Source organism: Sphingobium sp. Z007, from assembly GCF_900013425.1.
Taxonomy (GTDB): Bacteria; Pseudomonadota; Alphaproteobacteria; order Sphingomonadales; family Sphingomonadaceae; genus Sphingobium.
In genome coordinates this window covers 1,899,847-1,914,473 of sequence record NZ_FBXK01000005.1, presented here as the reverse complement: position 1 = coordinate 1,914,473, position 14,627 = coordinate 1,899,847, and the positions used below count along the sequence as shown (strand labels likewise).

The window sequence follows — 14,627 nt, the reverse complement described above, 5'->3', positions numbered from 1 at the left end:
AGTCCCCTTTTATCCGGATGTCCGGTGATGTGATTGCGGCCTTTCCGGTCGCCCGGTCGGCCGATGTCTTTTGGGGATGATTCCGATGATGCGGCTCACCCCCTGCCGCATGGGTCGTGCCCGACCCGAAACTTTCCCCCCGGGCGCCTTCAGCCCGTCAGGCGCGTTTTTTCCGTCACGTCGATCTGGACCACGCGCGCATCATGGACGGTCAGCGTGATCGATCCGAAGCGCAGCGCTTCCAGCACGCCGCGCACCTTGTCGATGCTGACGGTTATGTCGGCGCGCTGGCCCTCGATGCGGGCGTGGCGGAGTTCGATGGGTTTATGCTCGCTCATGGACACCTCTGGCTCCGTCTAATATCTCAACTGCAAAGATAGACAAAAAAGCAAATATAAGGGGCGCGCAAGTTTGTCTTGTCGCGCCCCTGTGGGGTGAGCCTCTATGGGTGGAGGGGCGGCCGCGCGGCCTGAGCCATGGGCAGGGCCGGGCGCATCTGGCGCATCGCAGACGCCTGTTCCTGCGCATTGTCGATCAATCGTTCCAGCAGGGATTGGCCGAACTGCCAGTCGCCCAGGCCCGAATCCGCGTTGATATGCCCGGCATAGCCCGCATCGACGAACTGGCTGCCCCAATATTTGCCGACGCTATGGGCGCGTTCGAAGAAGATATAGGGGTCGTCCCGGCTGCCCACGAGGATTGAGGGGAAGGGCAGTTGCGCGCGGGGCGTGGGGCCGAATCCGCCGATCGTCTCCGGCGTTTCCATCCGGTCGCAATCGGGCGGGGCGACCAGCAATGCGCCGGTCACCGGCCAACCATAAGCCTGGCTTTGCAGGGCGCCCCACCAGGCGACGGCCATGCAGCCCAGGCTGTGCGCCGCCAATATCACCGGCCCGTTGGCCTCGCGGATGGCGGCGTCCAGCCGCGTTACCCAGGCGTTTCGATTCGGGCTGGCCCAGCTGCCCAGGTCCACCCGCTCACAATCGCCGCGTGTCTCTTCCCAGATCGTCTGCCAGTGGCCCGGCCCGCTATTGTTGAGACCTGGAATGGTCAGCACGACTGGCTGACGCGCGTCACCCGAAAAACCGAATCGCTCCATGGTCTGATCCTCATCCTTGATATCGAGGCTCTGACAATAATTCTATTCATCTGGTAGACAATGGGCAAGCGGCGAAATGTGGTGAAATCTAGGCAGCCGGAAAAACACCCCTCACACCGGATCGTCAACAGCGACGCGGCCGGACCGGCATGACGCCAGCCCGGCCGCAAAGGCGCGCCGTTGCGCATATTACCAAGGGTAGATCAGCCCATAATATTGGTAGACGTTGCGGCCATAGCCATCGTCATAATCCGGCCGCTGCTCAGCGCCGTAACGTGGCGCATCGTCGAGCAGTTTCTTGTCGAGATCGACGACATAGCCCTGCTGGGCGGTGTCATAGGCTAGCATCGACCAAGGCAGGGGATAATGGTCGTGCCCGATGCCCAGGAAGCCGCCGAAGGACAGGGCGGCGTAGCGCACCTGGCCGCTGCGCTTGTCCACCATGAAGTTGGAAATTTTGCCCAGCCGCTCGCCCCGGCGGTTATAGACGGCGGTCCCTTCGACCCGGTCGGACGCGATCAGGTCACCATGATTTTCCATCGTCAGGTCAGTCATTGTCATGCTCCTGTGAGAAATGACGCTATGATGATGCAACCATGGGGGACCGCTGGGGTTCCTCCGGCTCATACCACCACGCATCATCGGGAGCATAGGCCATGAAAATCAATCGCAGCGGTTCGGCAGTGTGGACGGGCGGCCTGAAGGACGGGAAGGGTGCCATCTCTACCCAGAGCGGCGCGCTGGACGCCTATCCCTATGGTTTTGCGACGCGCTTCGAGGGACAGCCGGGCAGCAACCCGGAAGAACTGATCGCCGCCGCCCACGCCTCCTGCTTCACCATGGCGCTGTCGCTGATCCTGGGCGAAGCCGGGCTGACGGCCGAGAAGATGGAAACGACCGCGGTCGTGACGCTGGAAAAGCAGGATGACGGTTTCGCCGTGACCGCCAGCAAGCTGACGCTCAAGGCCACCATCGCCGGCACCGACGACGCGACGTTCCAGGAACTGGCGGGCAAGGCCAAGGCGAACTGCCCGATCTCCAAACTGTTGAAGGCCGATATCAGCCTTGAGGCGGAACTGCTGAACTGACGACCGGACGCCTGGCGCGGATATGTTCGCGCCAGGCGATATAGAGGCCGCTGGCGACGATCAGGGCAGCGCCCGCCCAGGTCGTCGCCATCGGCCAATTCTCCCCGATCGCCACGCCCAGCAGCGTGGTCCAGATGATCGTCGTATAATCCATCGGCAGCACCACCGACACCGGCGCCCAGCGCAGCGCCGCGGTCAGGCACAGTTGCGCGATCCCGCCGAACAGTCCGATCACCAGCAGCAATCCCCAGGTCAGCGCATCATGCGCCTGCGCAACGAAGGGCATGGCGATGCCCAGCGGGATCATCGACAGGACGGTGAACCAGAAGACGACGACGCCCGCCGATTCGGTGCGGCCCAGCTCGCGCAGCACCAGGCTGACGCTGGCGGTCACCAGTGCGGCGGCGATGGCGACGGCGACGCCCTGGAGCGGGAAATGGCCCGCGTCGGGCCGGACGATGACCAGCACGCCGACAAAACCCACCAGCACCGCGGCCCAGCGATGGATGCCGGTCGCCTCCCGCAGGATCAGCGCCGACAATATCGTGCCGAAGATCGGCATGGTGAAGCCGATCGTCGCGGCTTCGGCGGGGGGCAGCAGGATGTAGGACAGGAAATTGAGCAGCATCCCCGTCAGGCCCAGCATCATGCGGCTGGCATGGACGCCGATCCGTTTGGTGCGCACGGTGCGCAGGCCGCCCGCCAGCGCGACCCAGAAAAGGATCATCGGCAGCGCCAGCGCCTGCCGGTAAAAAAGCGATTCAACGACATGGACGCCATGGTCGCTCGCCACCCGCACGGTCACGAACATCACCGACAGGCACAGCACGGCGATCAGGCGCAGCCCGATGGCGAAGAGTGGGCGATGGGGTCGGGCAGGCGCGGTCACGCCGCCGCCTTAGAGCGATTTCTAATCAGATGGAATCATCTGATGACTCGGAGCCTAAGGCCAGCGAAGCTAAATCGCGGTAAAACATAAATCTTGAGCGGTTGATCCGATGTAATCGAGTCAACCGCTCTGGCCCGGTTGCGCGACGACGCAACCGGGCCTTTGCTTATTTCGCGGGCTTGCGGAATTTCAGTGTCATCCGGTCGCTTTCGCCGATGGCCAGATATTTGTCCTTGTCGACATCCTTCTGGCTGAGCGAGGGGGGCAGTGTCCACACGCCCTTGGGCCAGTCTGCGGTATCCTTGGGATTGGCGTTCACTTCCGATGCGCCGACATATTCGAAGCCTGCGGCCTGCGCGATCCGGCGAATGGTCGAAACTTTAAGGTAACCGCTGCTCTTTTCCAGCGCGCTGTCGCGGTCCTCAGGCAAGCGGTGATCGACCACACCCAGCGTGCCGCCGGGCTTGAGCATGTCGAAAAACGCCTTGAAGGTCGCAGCCTCATTCCCGGCCATGACCATGTTGTGGACGTTGCGGAAGGTCAGCACCGTATCGACGCTGCCTGCCGGGATGCTGGCGGCTCCTTCGGGATAGGCGGCGACCTTCACCTTGTCATAGACGGCCGGATTGGCGGCAAGGAACGTCTTGTAGCCGTCCAGATAGCGGCCCGTGGGCTGGAGCGCATAGAAAGTGCCATGGTCGCGCAGCAGCGGGGCCAGGATTTCCGAGTACCAGCCGCCGCTCGGACTATATTCCACAACTGTCTGACTCGGTGTCACACCGAAGAAGGCGAGCGTCTCGGCGGGATGCCGATACTGGTCGCGGGCGACATTCTTGGGCGTGCGGCTGGGCGCGGCGATGGCGGCGGCGGTCGGGTCGGCCGCCTGATTGTGGCCAGCATGTTGGGCGACAGCGGCACCGACCGGTACTATGGCGATGGCAGCGGCGATCAGGGCGAGACGGTTCATCGGGGACATCCTCTCTAGGGAGAGGGTGATGTGCCGCTCCCTTGTGCCGGGCGCAAGGGGCGGCGGGGACAAATCCCCGCCAGCCACATAATCTTACAGCCAGTCTGTCAGAGACAGGCTTCCAGGAACGGCTGGTCGAAGCCGAACATGCGCGCCTTGTCGAGCGTATAGGGACGCAGGCCCATCGAGCGATATTCGCCGATGATCTTCCCGCTGTCATCCTCGTCATGATATTCGAACTTGAACAGTTCCTGGGTGACGATGACGTCGCCCTCCATGCCGATCACTTCGGTGACGTTGGTGATGCGGCGCGACCCGTCGCGCAGGCGCTTCACCTGGATGATGAGATCGACCGAATCGGCGATCTGCTTGGAAATCGCTTCCTTCGGAATCTTGATGTCGCCCATCAGGATCATGTTTTCCATACGGCCCAGGCATTCGCGGGGCGAGTTGGCGTGGAGCGTACACATGGACCCGTCATGGCCGGTGTTCATCGCGGCGAGCAGATCGAAACATTCCGCGCCACGAATTTCGCCCAGGATGATGCGGTCCGGCCGCATACGCAGGGCGTTCTTGACCAAATCGCCGATGGTGATCGCGCCCTGACCCTCCAGGTTGGGCGGGCGGGTTTCGAGCGGCAGCCAGTGCGGCTGTTGCAGGCGCAGTTCCGCCGCATCCTCGATCGTCAGCACGCGCTCGCCCGGATCGATCATTTTCGACAGAGCATTGAGCATCGTTGTCTTGCCCGAACCCGTACCGCCCGAAATAACCACATTGAAGCGACATGCGCCCGCGATCTTGAGCGCGGTCGCCATCTTCGGGCTCATCGCACCCCATTGGGCCAGCATGTCGATGGTGATCGGCTTGGCGGAAAATTTACGGATGGAGATCGCCGTGCCGCGCAGGCTGAGCGGCGGCACGATCACGTTGACGCGGGACCCGTCGGGCAGGCGGGCGTCGGCCAGCGGCGTGGTCTGATCGACGCGGCGGCCGACCTTGTTCACGATCCGCTGCGCGATCTGGAACAGATGCTCCTCGTCGCGGAACTTGATCGGGGCAATGACCAGCTTGCCCTTTTTTTCGATATAGGTCTGATCCGGGCCGTTCACCATGATGTCGGTGATATCCGGGTCGTTCAGCAATTCTTCGAGCGGGCCAAGGCCCAGCAGTTCGTCGACCAGCACCTTTTCCAGGGCGAACTGTTCGCGCCGGTTGAGGGTGAGTTTCAGCTCCGCCAGCACTTCCATGATGATCGGGCGGAATTCCTCCGCCAGTTCATCCTTGGTCAGCGTCGCGGCGGCTTCGGGATCGACTCGCTCCAGCAGGCGGGGAAGCACCTGCTCCTTGATCTTGTGGACGCTCGCTTCAAAGCCCTGTGGCCCGGCGTCGGGCACATGTTCGGCATTGGCGCGGTCCGACAGGCGGGCCATGGCGTCGGAATTGCGCTGCATCTGGCTGGTCGGAGCCGACAAGGGGTCGAACGGGATTTCGCCCGGCAACGACGCGATGTCGAGCGGCGGGAACTGGTCACCGCCCCGCGGCGCGTCCTCCTTCGGGCCGCCACCCTGCATCGGGCGGGCAACGCCAAAGCCGGACTTCATGCCGGCGGGTCCATTTTTCCGTCCAAAGGCGCTCATATTTCTCCGCCATTTCGTCGCGATCGTTGCGGCCGGTCCAAGATGGTGCCGACCCGATCTGGGTAATCAAGGTGAATAAGATGGAAACTTTGACAAATGGCTAATGCGCGGGGGCCTGTGTTTCGACGAACTGCGGATGCACGAAGCGCCGGTCGGCCCCGAACCATCTGCCGACCGTGCGCGCGCCTGCCATCAGCCGCTTGCCTTGCGGTGTAAGGCGGATGCGGCCGTCGGCAACGACGATGTTGCCCGATAGCGACTGTTCCTCCACACGCCGGTCGATCTGCCGCAGCGTGCGGAGATAGTCGGCGACGAAGATATGCTCCAGATCGCGGGCATCCAGTTGTCCGTCCTGCTGCTCGATCCGGGCGAGCAGGAACATGGTGACCGACCGGTCGAACGTGACCGGGAAGACGATCAGGAAACAGATGTTGAAGGCGAGTGACAGCGCCGTTGCGCCGATGACCGTGGACAGATCAAGCGACGGCATGCGCCGCCCGGCTATCGCCAGCAGCAATGCGAACAGCGGCGCGGCGATCAGCGCGATGGCGATGCCGCGGTAGAAGAGGATCGAGACCCCGCCAAGGACAGGCGAGGCGATCAGGCCGAGATAGAGCAGGAAGCCGGCAATCAGCGCGGCCGCATAGGTCAGCGACAGGATCAACAGACGGCGGATGATCATCATGGCTGGATATCCCTGACGCGGACGAGACAGGCGGATGGCTGGCGATAGACACAGCGCATGGCGGGCGGCGGACCTTTTGATTGGCTCCAGACCGGATCGGACGCGGTGAAGAGCAGATAGTCCACGCCGACATGGCGCGCGCGACGCGCGATGTCGGACGGGGCCACAGGCTGCGCATAGATCGGCGCGAGCGTGGCTATGCGGGCCGCCACGTCGGCGGCAGATGCGCCGAACAGATTGGCCTCCCGGTCGGCGACGGCTGTGCGATGGGTGCCGTAGAGGCCGAAATTGAACATTCGCCGGTGCAGCGCCGGATTGTGCTGGATCACCGCTTGCGTCGGCAAGTGGCGGGTCGCCCATTCATATACGGCGCGCTGGTCGTCATCGTCCGGCCGGTTGGCGATCAAGGCGCCATAGCTGGTCGCGACATAGGGCGGGCGGATGAGGCGCAGCCCCACCACGTCCCACAGGACCGCCGCGATGCCGAGCGCCAGCGCGGCTTTCACGCCCCATCGCCTATCGCGCAGGCGTCCGGTCGGCCCCTGTAGCTCCGCCGCGGTCCACAGCATCGCGGCGAACTGGACGAACCAGATGGAGCGCCAGGCCAGGTCGTTGTTGAGGATGGTCGATTTGAGGAAGGTCGCGATGAACAGTGCGCACAAGGCGTTGGTGAGCAGCAATCGCCCCATAAGGGTCGAGGCCGGGCGATCGGACCTGCGCCACCAGGCAATCGCGCCCCAGGCGAAGATGCCGAATTCGATCCCGTAATTGACGGGTAGCAGGGCTGCATGGAGCAGGCTCCACCATCCGCCTTCGGGAATCAACAGGGTGAAGGGGCGCACGGTCAGCGCGATCGGAAAGCCTGCATCCTGCCGGAAGTGCAGCAGGTCGGCGATCTGCACCAAAGCCGCGAGCAGCGCGGCGACGCCGGCTATCGCGACGGTCGGGTTGCGCCGCCACAGCGACAGGCATCCCCAACCGACCAGCACCGGCGCGATGGTGAGCATGACCCAGACCGAGGAACCGAAACAGGTCGCGACCGCCAGTCCCGCCGCGATCGAGAGCGCCGCCGCCTGCCGGCCGCGCCTGTCCTGCGCGCTCGACAGCAGCAGCAGCGCCGTCCAGGCGGCGATCATCGCGGTCAGGTGATGCGGCACGCCCAGCGCGGAATAGACAGCGAAGCCGACAGCGGTGTTCCACCAGTCGCTCTGCGCCTCCACGACGCCGGTCGCGGCGAACCGCAGCGCCATCATGATAAGGTCGACGCCCGACGTGAAGCAGAAGAGGGCGATCAGGGCGATGAACGCGCGCTCACGCCCGGCGCGGATCAGGCCGGCGTCCCGCCCGACGCGCCACAGGGCGGCGGGCAGGGCCAGGCCGGCCCAGAACAGCGCCGCGGTGAAGGCCATGCGCGCGCTGATGACCGTGCCGCCCATCCATTCGATCGCGGCGGGCCAGAGGTAGAAATAATAATAATAGCCCACGCCGCCCGGCCGCGCGAAAAAGGGGTCGTGGAACGGCAAGCCGTCGCGCATGATTGCATGCGTCGTCGCGGCATGTTTGACCAGGTCGATGTAGAGAAGCGACTGGTTGAGCCGCCCGCCCATCGGGAGATCGACCGAATCGAATATGACGATGCACAGCCACAGCAGCACCGGCCACAACAGCGGGGTTGTGAGGCGCACTCGCCACATCCTCCATCCGGCCAGCCCATAAAGTGCCAGCACGCCGTGCAGCACGACCATGGCGGGCAGGCCCAGCCTGCGCACCAGCAGCGCATCGATCGCGGGCAGCAGCGCGAAGGCGAGGATCAGCCCCCAGGCGATCCGCGGCCATCCGCGCCCGCTGTCCAGCCCCGCACGCTCCATCAGCCGCGCGATCCCGATCCCCGGCAGCAGGATGAGGCCCAGGCCGAGCAGGACGCCCAGCAGCAGGCCCGCAAGATCGGCGAGAAAGAAGCTCATGAAAGGATGCAGGTCTGCGTCATGATACCGCGGGCGTAGGCGACCAGGGTTAACAGGGCGCTAATCACGCGGCACGGCAGTGCTGCTTACCGGCTGTTAACCATTGTCGCCGATAGCCATGGTCATGCGCGTGCGGCCAGCCCTGTCCATCGTCATTCCTGTCTATAATGAACAGGACGCGATCTCTTTGTTCCTGGACGCGGCGCGTCCGGCGGTGACGACGGCGCTCGCGCTGATCGGGCCGGATGCCCACGCCGAATATCTGTTCGTGGACGATGGCAGTTCCGATCGGACCGCCGACATATTGGCGATCCTGGCGCGGCTGAACCCCGACATACGCTGCATTTCGCTCTCCCGCAATTTCGGCAAGGAAGCGGCGCTGGCCGCGGGCATCGACCATGCGACGGGCGATGCCGTCATTCCGATCGACGTGGATTTGCAAGACCCGCCGGGCGTGATCGTGGACATGGTGCGCGCCTGGCTGGCCGGGGCGCAGGTGGTCAACGCCCGCCGCGCCGACCGGTCGAGCGACGGCTGGCTCAAGCGCATAAGCGCGCAGGGCTTTTATGCGCTGCTCAATCGGCTGTCCGACTATCCGATCCCCGAAAATGTGGGCGATTTCCGCCTGCTGGACCGGCAGGCCGTCGACGTCATCAAGCAGCTGGGCGAGCAGGCGCGCTTCAACAAGGGGCTGTTTTCGTGGATCGGCTTTCGCGTCGCGACAGTGGACTATGTCCGCGCCGCGCGGGGCGCGGGCACCACCAAATGGCGGCTGGGCAAGCTCTGGTCGCTGGCGATCGACGGGATCACGACATCCACCACTATGCCGCTGCGCATCTGGTCCTATATCGGCGGCGGCATTGCTCTGCTGGCCTTCGCCTACGCCGCCTTCCTGGTGCTGCATACGATCGTCACCGGGGTGGATGTGCCCGGCTATGCGTCGATCATGGTCGCGGTGCTGATGCTGGGAGGGCTTAACCTTCTCAGCTTGGGGATTATCGGGGAATATCTGGGACGGGTTGCGCGCGAAGTGCGCAAGCGGCCGCTCTATGTCGTAGATGCGCCCGTCGCACCCGCCGCGCACCAACCGCCCGAAGAAGAGGGATTATGGACCGATCAGCCTATGCGAGCATGAGCGCGCAGGAGGGGAGCCATTGGTGGTTCGTCGCCCGTCGCGCCATATTGGATCGGCTGATCCGCACCCAGGTCGCGCCGCGTGCCGACGCTCGCATCCTGGAAGCGGGCTGCGGCACCGGCGGCAATCTGGCGATGCTCGCGCGCCATGGCAGGGTGGAAGCGCTGGAATATGATGGTGAGGCGCGCGCGCTGGCGACGGCGCGCGGGATCGCGCAGGTCGAACCGGGCATGTTGCCGGGCCGGATCGGCTTTGGCGATCAACGCTATGACCTGATCGCGCTCCTGGACGTGCTGGAGCATGTGGAGGAGGATCGCGCGTCGTTGGCGGCTTTGAAGGAACGTCTGGCGCAGGGCGGGCGCATCCTGCTGACTGTGCCAGCGGTGCCCTGGCTTTGGTCCGATCATGACGAGCTGCATCATCACAAGCGCCGCTATACGCTGGCGGGATTGCGCGGGGTGGCGGAGGCTGCCGGTTTGAAGGTCGAAAGCGTCGGCTATTTCAACAGCCTGCTGTTCCCGATCGCCGTCGCCACCCGCACGGCGCATCGCCTGTTGCGCCGTAAAGGCGGGCTGGATGCCGAGCCGTCGCCGGTGGTCAACGGCGCGTTGCGGACCATATTCGGGTGGGAGCGGCATCTGCTGGGCCGGTTCCGCTTTCCCATCGGCCTGTCGCTCTACGCCATATTATCAGCGTAGAAATTCGTCGGGATGATACCAATGCCCGTCCCAGCAGCGGGCGGGCTCTGCGGCGCTGACGCGGGTGGGGTTTGTCGGCCGTATCGCGCGCGGCATGGCGTCCAGCGGGGCGAGATAGGAGCCCATCGGGAAATAGGCGAAGGTCTGCTGCCAGGCCTTGACCACGGTACACCGCACTTGCGGCGCGGCGGGGTGGACGATCGCGCGTCGCACCTCCTGAAAGCCGGTGACGGCGCCGATCAGCAGCGGCACGATCAGCCAGGGGCGGCTGCGCGGTACGTGGATTAGCGCGTCGGCGACCATGACCGCCAGGATGGCAAGCGCGCTGATCGATGCGCGCATCATGAAGTCGATCGACCAGCCCACCTGGACGAAGGGGATGGCGAGCAGGCACAAGCCAAGTAGCGCCAGCGTGTCGCGCCCGAAGCGGGGTTGGCGGACGATGAGCGCTAGGGGCACGACATAGACCAGCACCTCCAGCAGTTCGAACAAGCCCCATTGCAGCGGCACGAACGTCATCAACCGTGCGCCCACGCCGTCATTCGCCGCGCCGAGATAGAGGAGGCTGGGTACCGCCAAAAGCGTAGCCAGCGCCGGGATTCCGATGTCGCGCGGTCGCAACTCGCGCCGCAGTAGCGATCGCACCCCGGCCAACGCAGCGAACGGCATCGCGCCCATCAATCCCAGCGGCGACCAGAGCGCGGTGAGTGGCAGCAGCGCCAGCACAGCGCCGAGCGGCGCCTTCCCACTGCGCCAGAGCAGATAAGCCAGCGCCCCGATCCACCCCGACAGCGCATGTTGCGGCACCCAGAAGGCGAGCGTGATGGTGGAGCTATATTGAAGATAGGCCCAGTTTTCGAGATGATCGGACAGCCCGCCGCGAAACAGGATGCGGCCCAGCGCGTCCAGCCCCGAAAAGCCGATGACGACGGCCAGCGCCACCAGCCTGGCGCGGCGCGTGTCGAACAGGGTGGAGCCGAGCGCCAGAACCGTGCCTAGCATCAGGGCGTTCTGCGCCAGCAGCGCGACGTCGCCTGCCCGACCGCCGAGCGTCTTGGCAAGGAGGGCAGGGGCCAGGAACATGCCGATCGGCGCGCGCAACACGTCTGGCGCGCCACGCGCGGTATAGACGAAGGGCCAGGGATTGACGACCATGTCCCGCATGGCCGCCAACCGCACCTGCCAGTCGAGATTGGCGTAGAAGAAGCGCCCTTCGCCGCCCAGCAGCAGCAAAAACAAAGAGACGGCTATACAGGTCAGCAGCGTAATAGGCGGCGGACCGGCAAAGCCGCGCCCGGCCCGTGCGATCAGGACACATAGTCCCGCGAGCAGGACAGAGCCAAGCGCATAGGCCCATAAGGGCATGACATCGAGGAAGCGCCAGAGCAGCAACTGGCCGACCCCCAGCCAGCCGGCGATCCCCGCCAGCAGCCAGCCGCCCGGCAGGGGACGGCGAAGGACGGACACGGCAGGAGACATAAGGGCGATCATCTGCGCCATTCCATGACAAGGATGCGACGGCGCGGCAATGCGGGAAATGAAGCGATTGCAGGAGGTAGGGCGATCGCCGCCGCGTTGGCGGGCGCGATGCCGCAATCACGCCGAATTTCCATTACAATATTGTAATTTTTCTAAGGGTTTCCGGCGATTGACACCCCGTACCCCTGGGCATAGGGTCGCATCGTGCCCGAATGGTTTCGTCAACGGTATCTCGATTTACTCGGATCGATCTACATCTATAACGAGCATCGCGGGTACACGGCCATCGATCGTGTGCTCAGCGCCATTCGCGTCCGGTCGCCGAACGATCTCGCGCTGATTGCAGCCGTCGAAAAGCACCGCGCCGACGAACGCAAACATTATCTCATGTTCCGGCGCTGGTTCGAACTGCGCGGCACCATGCCCCTGTTCGTCGATCGCGCGTGCGGCCATATCGATCGTTTCGTGGAAATAATGTTCCGTACCGGGATCGATCAACTCGACACGCAAAGGATCATCGACAGCGACGATCAGTTCGAAAAACTGTGCCGCGTGATTTCGCTGACGGAAAAACGCGGTTTCAAACAGGTCGAGATATTGCTCGCCCATCCGCTCGTACGCGACGACAAGGTGTTGATGAAGATATTGGCGATCGTTCACAAGGACGAGCCAAGCCATTGGGCGCCCTATGACGGCTGGCTTCTGCACCATCAGCGGCGCGAGTCGACCCGGTGGGAACGGGCGATCGATGGTTTCATCCATTCCGAATTGCTGTTCCTCAAACTGCCGCTTCTCTTCCTCAGCCCTTTTCTGCGCCGCCGTGCGGACTGGCCTGACGCAGAAGATCGCGTGGAGACCGGGATGCCGCATGTCGAGCTTGCCTAAGCCTGCCGATGTTTGACGTCATGGTCGCGCCGGATGGCGACGGGCGCGCGCCCGCGCGCAGCGATCTGCTGTCACGGCTATTCTCGCGCAAGGCGGCCGCGATGTTGGTGCGCAATACGATCGTATCCTGCTTCGTCTTCGGCGTCAGCATCGCGATGCTATGGGTGCTGGTGGAATTTTTCGGCGTGCGGCAGGTCGTGGCCGCGGGCATCGGCTTCGTCGCTGCCAATTCGCTCCATTATGCGTTGGGGCGCAGCTGGATTTTCCGCGGGACCGATCGCGCCGTGGCCAGCGGCTATGTCTATTTCCTGGCCACCGGGGGGCTGGGGCTGGCGGTCACCATGGGCCTCTATGCGCTGCTGTTGCACTATACGCCGATCCATTATCTGGTCGCGCGGATACTCGTTTCGGTCATCGCCGGGCTGGTCATGTTCGCCTTTAATGCGCTGCTCAATTTTCGCCGCCTCTGAACCGCAACGTTATTGCGCAGGATATGATCGATGCGCATAGCGCTGTTTTCGGGCAATTATAATTATCTGCGTGAGGGCGCGAACCAGGCGCTCAACCGGCTGGTCGGCTGGTTGGAGGGCACGGCGGGCCATCAGGTGCGCGTCTATTCGCCCGTTACCGAAACGCCGGCGTTCGAACCGGCGGGGACGCTTGTGCCGGTTCCTTCGATCAAGCTGCCGGTACGCGGCGAGTTCCAACTTGCGCTTGGCCTGCCCAGCGCGACCCGCCGCGATATAGCCCGCTTCGATCCCGACATCATCCATGTCGCGACGCCCGATATCCTGGGCACGCGGGCGCAGAGTTTCGCAAAGGCGCTGGGCGTCCCGATCGTCGCCAGCCAGCACACATTGTTCGAAACCTATCTCGACCATTATGGCCTGGGCTGGTTGCGGCCGCTGGCGGAGGCGCATCTGGCGCGCTTCTATCGCCGCAGCGATCATGTTCTCGTGCCGACGGACGCGCTGGCCGCGGACATGGGGCGGCTGCGCGGTGACGACGCGGTGAGCGTCTGGAGCCGGGGCGTGGATCGCGCGTTGTTCAATCCCGCCCGGCGCGATCCGGCCTGGCGCCGCGCGCAGGGTATCGGCGATAACGAAATCGCGATCCTGTTCTTCGGGCGTCTCGTGCGGGAAAAGGGCGTGGCGCAATTCCTGTCGGTCACAGGGCGCTTGCGGCGGCAGGGCCTGCCCGTGCGCGCGCTGGTGGTGGGGGAGGGGCCGGCCCGCGGCGATTTCGGCGTGCTGGCTGACGCGGTCATGACAGGGCATTTGGAGGGTGAAAGCCTGGCCCGCGCGGTGGCCAGTGCGGACATATTCTACCATCCCAGCATGACCGAGACATTCGGCAATGTCGTGCTGGAAGCGATGGCCGCGGGCTTGCCGATCGTGGCGGCGGATGCGCCGGGCTCGCGCGCGCTGCTGGACGACGGGGATGTCGGACGGCTCTATCCATCGACGGACCTGGACGCCGCCTGCGACGCTATGGCGGCCTTCGTAACATCACCTGCGCTGCGCCGCGCCATGGGGGACAGGGCGCGGGAACGCAGCGCGCTTTATGCCTGGGATGCGGCTTCGGCGGCGGTTGAGCGGGTGTATCAGGCCATGCAAAAGGGGCGCCATCAGCGCCCCTCCTGACGACGAAGCCGCGTGCGGCCGGTCGATCGCCTGTCGGCGATGGTTGCTTCGGTCAGCCGGCCTTTTCGGCCAGAACCGTCAGGCCCTTTTCATTCACTTCGGCAAAGCCGCCTTCGACCGGGATGATTTCGGGCGCAGCGCCGGCCGCTGCATAGACCTGGATGTTGCCGTCGCGGACGGTCGACATGAAGGGCGCATGCCCCTCCAGCACGCCGAAGTCGCCGTCGGTGCCGGGCACCACGACCTGCCAGACGTCAACCGAACGGACCAGCTTTTCCGGGGTTACGAGTTCGAAATGCAGTGCCATTTTTATTTCCTTAGCCCCTCCCTTCCAAGGGAGGGGTTGGGGTGGGTGCCGTCGCGTAGCGATGGCTTGCGCTCCGTTTCGAGAAGCGGGAAGCTCGCTTCGCTCGCCACCCACCCTCAATCCCCTCCCTGACAGGGAGGGGAGGCTTCTA

16 protein-coding genes are annotated in these 14,627 nt (G+C 64.4%); 6 read left to right on the top strand and 10 right to left on the bottom strand.

All coding sequences use genetic code 11. The features are described from left to right. Positions 1-149: 149 nt before the first annotated feature. The 3 genes from CEQ44_RS17330 to CEQ44_RS17320 form a co-directional block, all read right to left on the bottom strand. Positions 150-338 carry a YezD family protein gene (locus tag CEQ44_RS17330; RefSeq protein WP_088182624.1) on the bottom strand — a complete coding sequence of 63 codons (189 nt, stop codon included), beginning with the start codon at positions 336-338 and terminating at the stop codon, positions 150-152. Positions 339-442: 104 nt separating this feature from the next. After that, complete coding sequence (locus tag CEQ44_RS17325) at positions 443-1,099, bottom strand: alpha/beta hydrolase (RefSeq protein WP_088182623.1); 657 nt, start codon at positions 1,097-1,099, stop codon at positions 443-445. A 189-nt stretch (positions 1,100-1,288) separates the two neighbouring features. Beyond that, positions 1,289-1,654: a PRC-barrel domain-containing protein gene (locus CEQ44_RS17320; protein ID WP_088182622.1), complete on the bottom strand. Its 366-nt coding sequence runs from the start codon at positions 1,652-1,654 to the stop codon at positions 1,289-1,291. Positions 1,655-1,755: 101 nt separating this feature from the next. On the opposite strand from CEQ44_RS17320, the gene CEQ44_RS17315 reads away from it, so the two are divergent. Then, complete coding sequence (locus CEQ44_RS17315) at positions 1,756-2,187, top strand: OsmC family protein (RefSeq protein WP_088182621.1); 432 nt, start codon at positions 1,756-1,758, stop codon at positions 2,185-2,187. On the opposite strand, the gene CEQ44_RS17310 is transcribed toward CEQ44_RS17315, so the two are convergent. The 5 genes from CEQ44_RS17310 to CEQ44_RS17290 form a co-directional block, all read right to left on the bottom strand. Further along, positions 2,159-3,037: a DMT family transporter gene (locus tag CEQ44_RS17310; RefSeq protein ID WP_254913768.1), complete on the bottom strand. Its 879-nt coding sequence runs from the start codon at positions 3,035-3,037 to the stop codon at positions 2,159-2,161. The two genes, CEQ44_RS17315 and CEQ44_RS17310, sit on opposite strands and share 29 nt — an antisense overlap. A gap of 205 nt (positions 3,038-3,242) precedes the next feature. After that, positions 3,243-4,043, bottom strand: a complete 801-nt coding sequence (locus CEQ44_RS17305) for a class I SAM-dependent methyltransferase (protein ID WP_088182619.1) — start codon at positions 4,041-4,043, stop codon at positions 3,243-3,245. A 107-nt stretch (positions 4,044-4,150) separates the two neighbouring features. Continuing rightward, positions 4,151-5,680, bottom strand: coding sequence for a CpaF family protein (locus CEQ44_RS17300; RefSeq protein ID WP_088182618.1), 1,530 nt, complete (start codon positions 5,678-5,680; stop codon positions 4,151-4,153). A gap of 100 nt (positions 5,681-5,780) precedes the next feature. After that, positions 5,781-6,365 carry a hypothetical protein gene (locus CEQ44_RS17295; protein WP_088182617.1) on the bottom strand — a complete coding sequence of 195 codons (585 nt, stop codon included), beginning with the start codon at positions 6,363-6,365 and terminating at the stop codon, positions 5,781-5,783. Further along, the gene (locus tag CEQ44_RS17290; protein WP_088182616.1) at positions 6,362-8,329 is read right to left on the bottom strand and encodes a hypothetical protein; all 1,968 of its coding nucleotides are present in this window, start codon (positions 8,327-8,329) and stop codon (positions 6,362-6,364) included. The genes CEQ44_RS17295 and CEQ44_RS17290 overlap by 4 nt, the downstream gene beginning before the upstream one ends. A gap of 124 nt (positions 8,330-8,453) precedes the next feature. Here CEQ44_RS17290 and CEQ44_RS17285 point away from each other — a divergent pair, with 124 nt between their 5' ends. Then, positions 8,454-9,464 (top strand): glycosyltransferase family 2 protein, encoded by a 1,011-nt coding sequence (locus tag CEQ44_RS17285; protein WP_088182651.1) that lies wholly within the window; start codon positions 8,454-8,456, stop codon positions 9,462-9,464. Further along, positions 9,437-10,162 (top strand): bifunctional 2-polyprenyl-6-hydroxyphenol methylase/3-demethylubiquinol 3-O-methyltransferase UbiG, encoded by a 726-nt coding sequence (locus CEQ44_RS17280; RefSeq protein ID WP_088182615.1) that lies wholly within the window; start codon positions 9,437-9,439, stop codon positions 10,160-10,162. Before CEQ44_RS17285 ends, CEQ44_RS17280 begins: the two co-directional genes overlap by 28 nt. Here CEQ44_RS17280 and CEQ44_RS17275 read toward each other — a convergent pair. Continuing rightward, a complete protein-coding gene (locus tag CEQ44_RS17275; protein WP_254913763.1) occupies positions 10,154-11,653 on the bottom strand; it encodes a hypothetical protein in 1,500 nt (499 codons plus the stop codon). The two genes, CEQ44_RS17280 and CEQ44_RS17275, sit on opposite strands and share 9 nt — an antisense overlap. A gap of 192 nt (positions 11,654-11,845) precedes the next feature. Between CEQ44_RS17275 and CEQ44_RS17270 the strand changes: the two genes are divergently transcribed. From CEQ44_RS17270 to CEQ44_RS17260, 3 genes are read left to right on the top strand one after another with little or no spacing between them, the layout of a single operon-like run. Further along, positions 11,846-12,526: a hypothetical protein gene (locus tag CEQ44_RS17270; protein WP_088182614.1), complete on the top strand. Its 681-nt coding sequence runs from the start codon at positions 11,846-11,848 to the stop codon at positions 12,524-12,526. 8 nt (positions 12,527-12,534) lie between these two features. Then, complete coding sequence (locus tag CEQ44_RS17265; RefSeq protein ID WP_088182613.1) at positions 12,535-12,996, top strand: GtrA family protein; 462 nt, start codon at positions 12,535-12,537, stop codon at positions 12,994-12,996. Positions 12,997-13,026: 30 nt separating this feature from the next. After that, positions 13,027-14,169, top strand: coding sequence for a glycosyltransferase family 1 protein (locus tag CEQ44_RS17260; protein ID WP_254913762.1), 1,143 nt, complete (start codon positions 13,027-13,029; stop codon positions 14,167-14,169). 52 nt (positions 14,170-14,221) lie between these two features. On the opposite strand, the gene CEQ44_RS17255 is transcribed toward CEQ44_RS17260, so the two are convergent. Further along, complete coding sequence (locus tag CEQ44_RS17255) at positions 14,222-14,476, bottom strand: ATP synthase F1 subunit epsilon (protein WP_088182612.1); 255 nt, start codon at positions 14,474-14,476, stop codon at positions 14,222-14,224. Positions 14,477-14,627 lie beyond the last annotated feature (151 nt).

Excerpts from the sequence above, each read along its gene's own strand:
- CEQ44_RS17330 (WP_088182624.1), bottom strand. The coding sequence starts at position 338 with ATGAGCGAGCATAAACCCATCGAACTCCGCCACGCCCGCATCGAGGGC.
- CEQ44_RS17325 (WP_088182623.1), bottom strand. The coding sequence starts at position 1,099 with ATGGAGCGATTCGGTTTTTCGGGTGACGCGCGTCAGCCAGTCGTGCTG.
- CEQ44_RS17320 (WP_088182622.1), bottom strand. The coding sequence starts at position 1,654 with ATGACTGACCTGACGATGGAAAATCATGGTGACCTGATCGCGTCCGAC.
- CEQ44_RS17315 (WP_088182621.1), top strand. The coding sequence starts at position 1,756 with ATGAAAATCAATCGCAGCGGTTCGGCAGTGTGGACGGGCGGCCTGAAG.
- CEQ44_RS17305 (WP_088182619.1), bottom strand. The coding sequence starts at position 4,043 with ATGAACCGTCTCGCCCTGATCGCCGCTGCCATCGCCATAGTACCGGTC.
- CEQ44_RS17300 (WP_088182618.1), bottom strand. The coding sequence starts at position 5,680 with ATGAGCGCCTTTGGACGGAAAAATGGACCCGCCGGCATGAAGTCCGGC.
- CEQ44_RS17295 (WP_088182617.1), bottom strand. The coding sequence starts at position 6,365 with ATGATGATCATCCGCCGTCTGTTGATCCTGTCGCTGACCTATGCGGCC.
- CEQ44_RS17290 (WP_088182616.1), bottom strand. The coding sequence starts at position 8,329 with ATGAGCTTCTTTCTCGCCGATCTTGCGGGCCTGCTGCTGGGCGTCCTG.
- CEQ44_RS17285 (WP_088182651.1), top strand. The coding sequence starts at position 8,454 with ATGCGCGTGCGGCCAGCCCTGTCCATCGTCATTCCTGTCTATAATGAA.
- CEQ44_RS17280 (WP_088182615.1), top strand. The coding sequence starts at position 9,437 with ATGGACCGATCAGCCTATGCGAGCATGAGCGCGCAGGAGGGGAGCCAT.
- CEQ44_RS17275 (WP_254913763.1), bottom strand. The coding sequence starts at position 11,653 with ATGATCGCCCTTATGTCTCCTGCCGTGTCCGTCCTTCGCCGTCCCCTG.
- CEQ44_RS17265 (WP_088182613.1), top strand. The coding sequence starts at position 12,535 with ATGTTTGACGTCATGGTCGCGCCGGATGGCGACGGGCGCGCGCCCGCG.
- CEQ44_RS17260 (WP_254913762.1), top strand. The coding sequence starts at position 13,027 with ATGCGCATAGCGCTGTTTTCGGGCAATTATAATTATCTGCGTGAGGGC.
- CEQ44_RS17255 (WP_088182612.1), bottom strand. The coding sequence starts at position 14,476 with ATGGCACTGCATTTCGAACTCGTAACCCCGGAAAAGCTGGTCCGTTCG.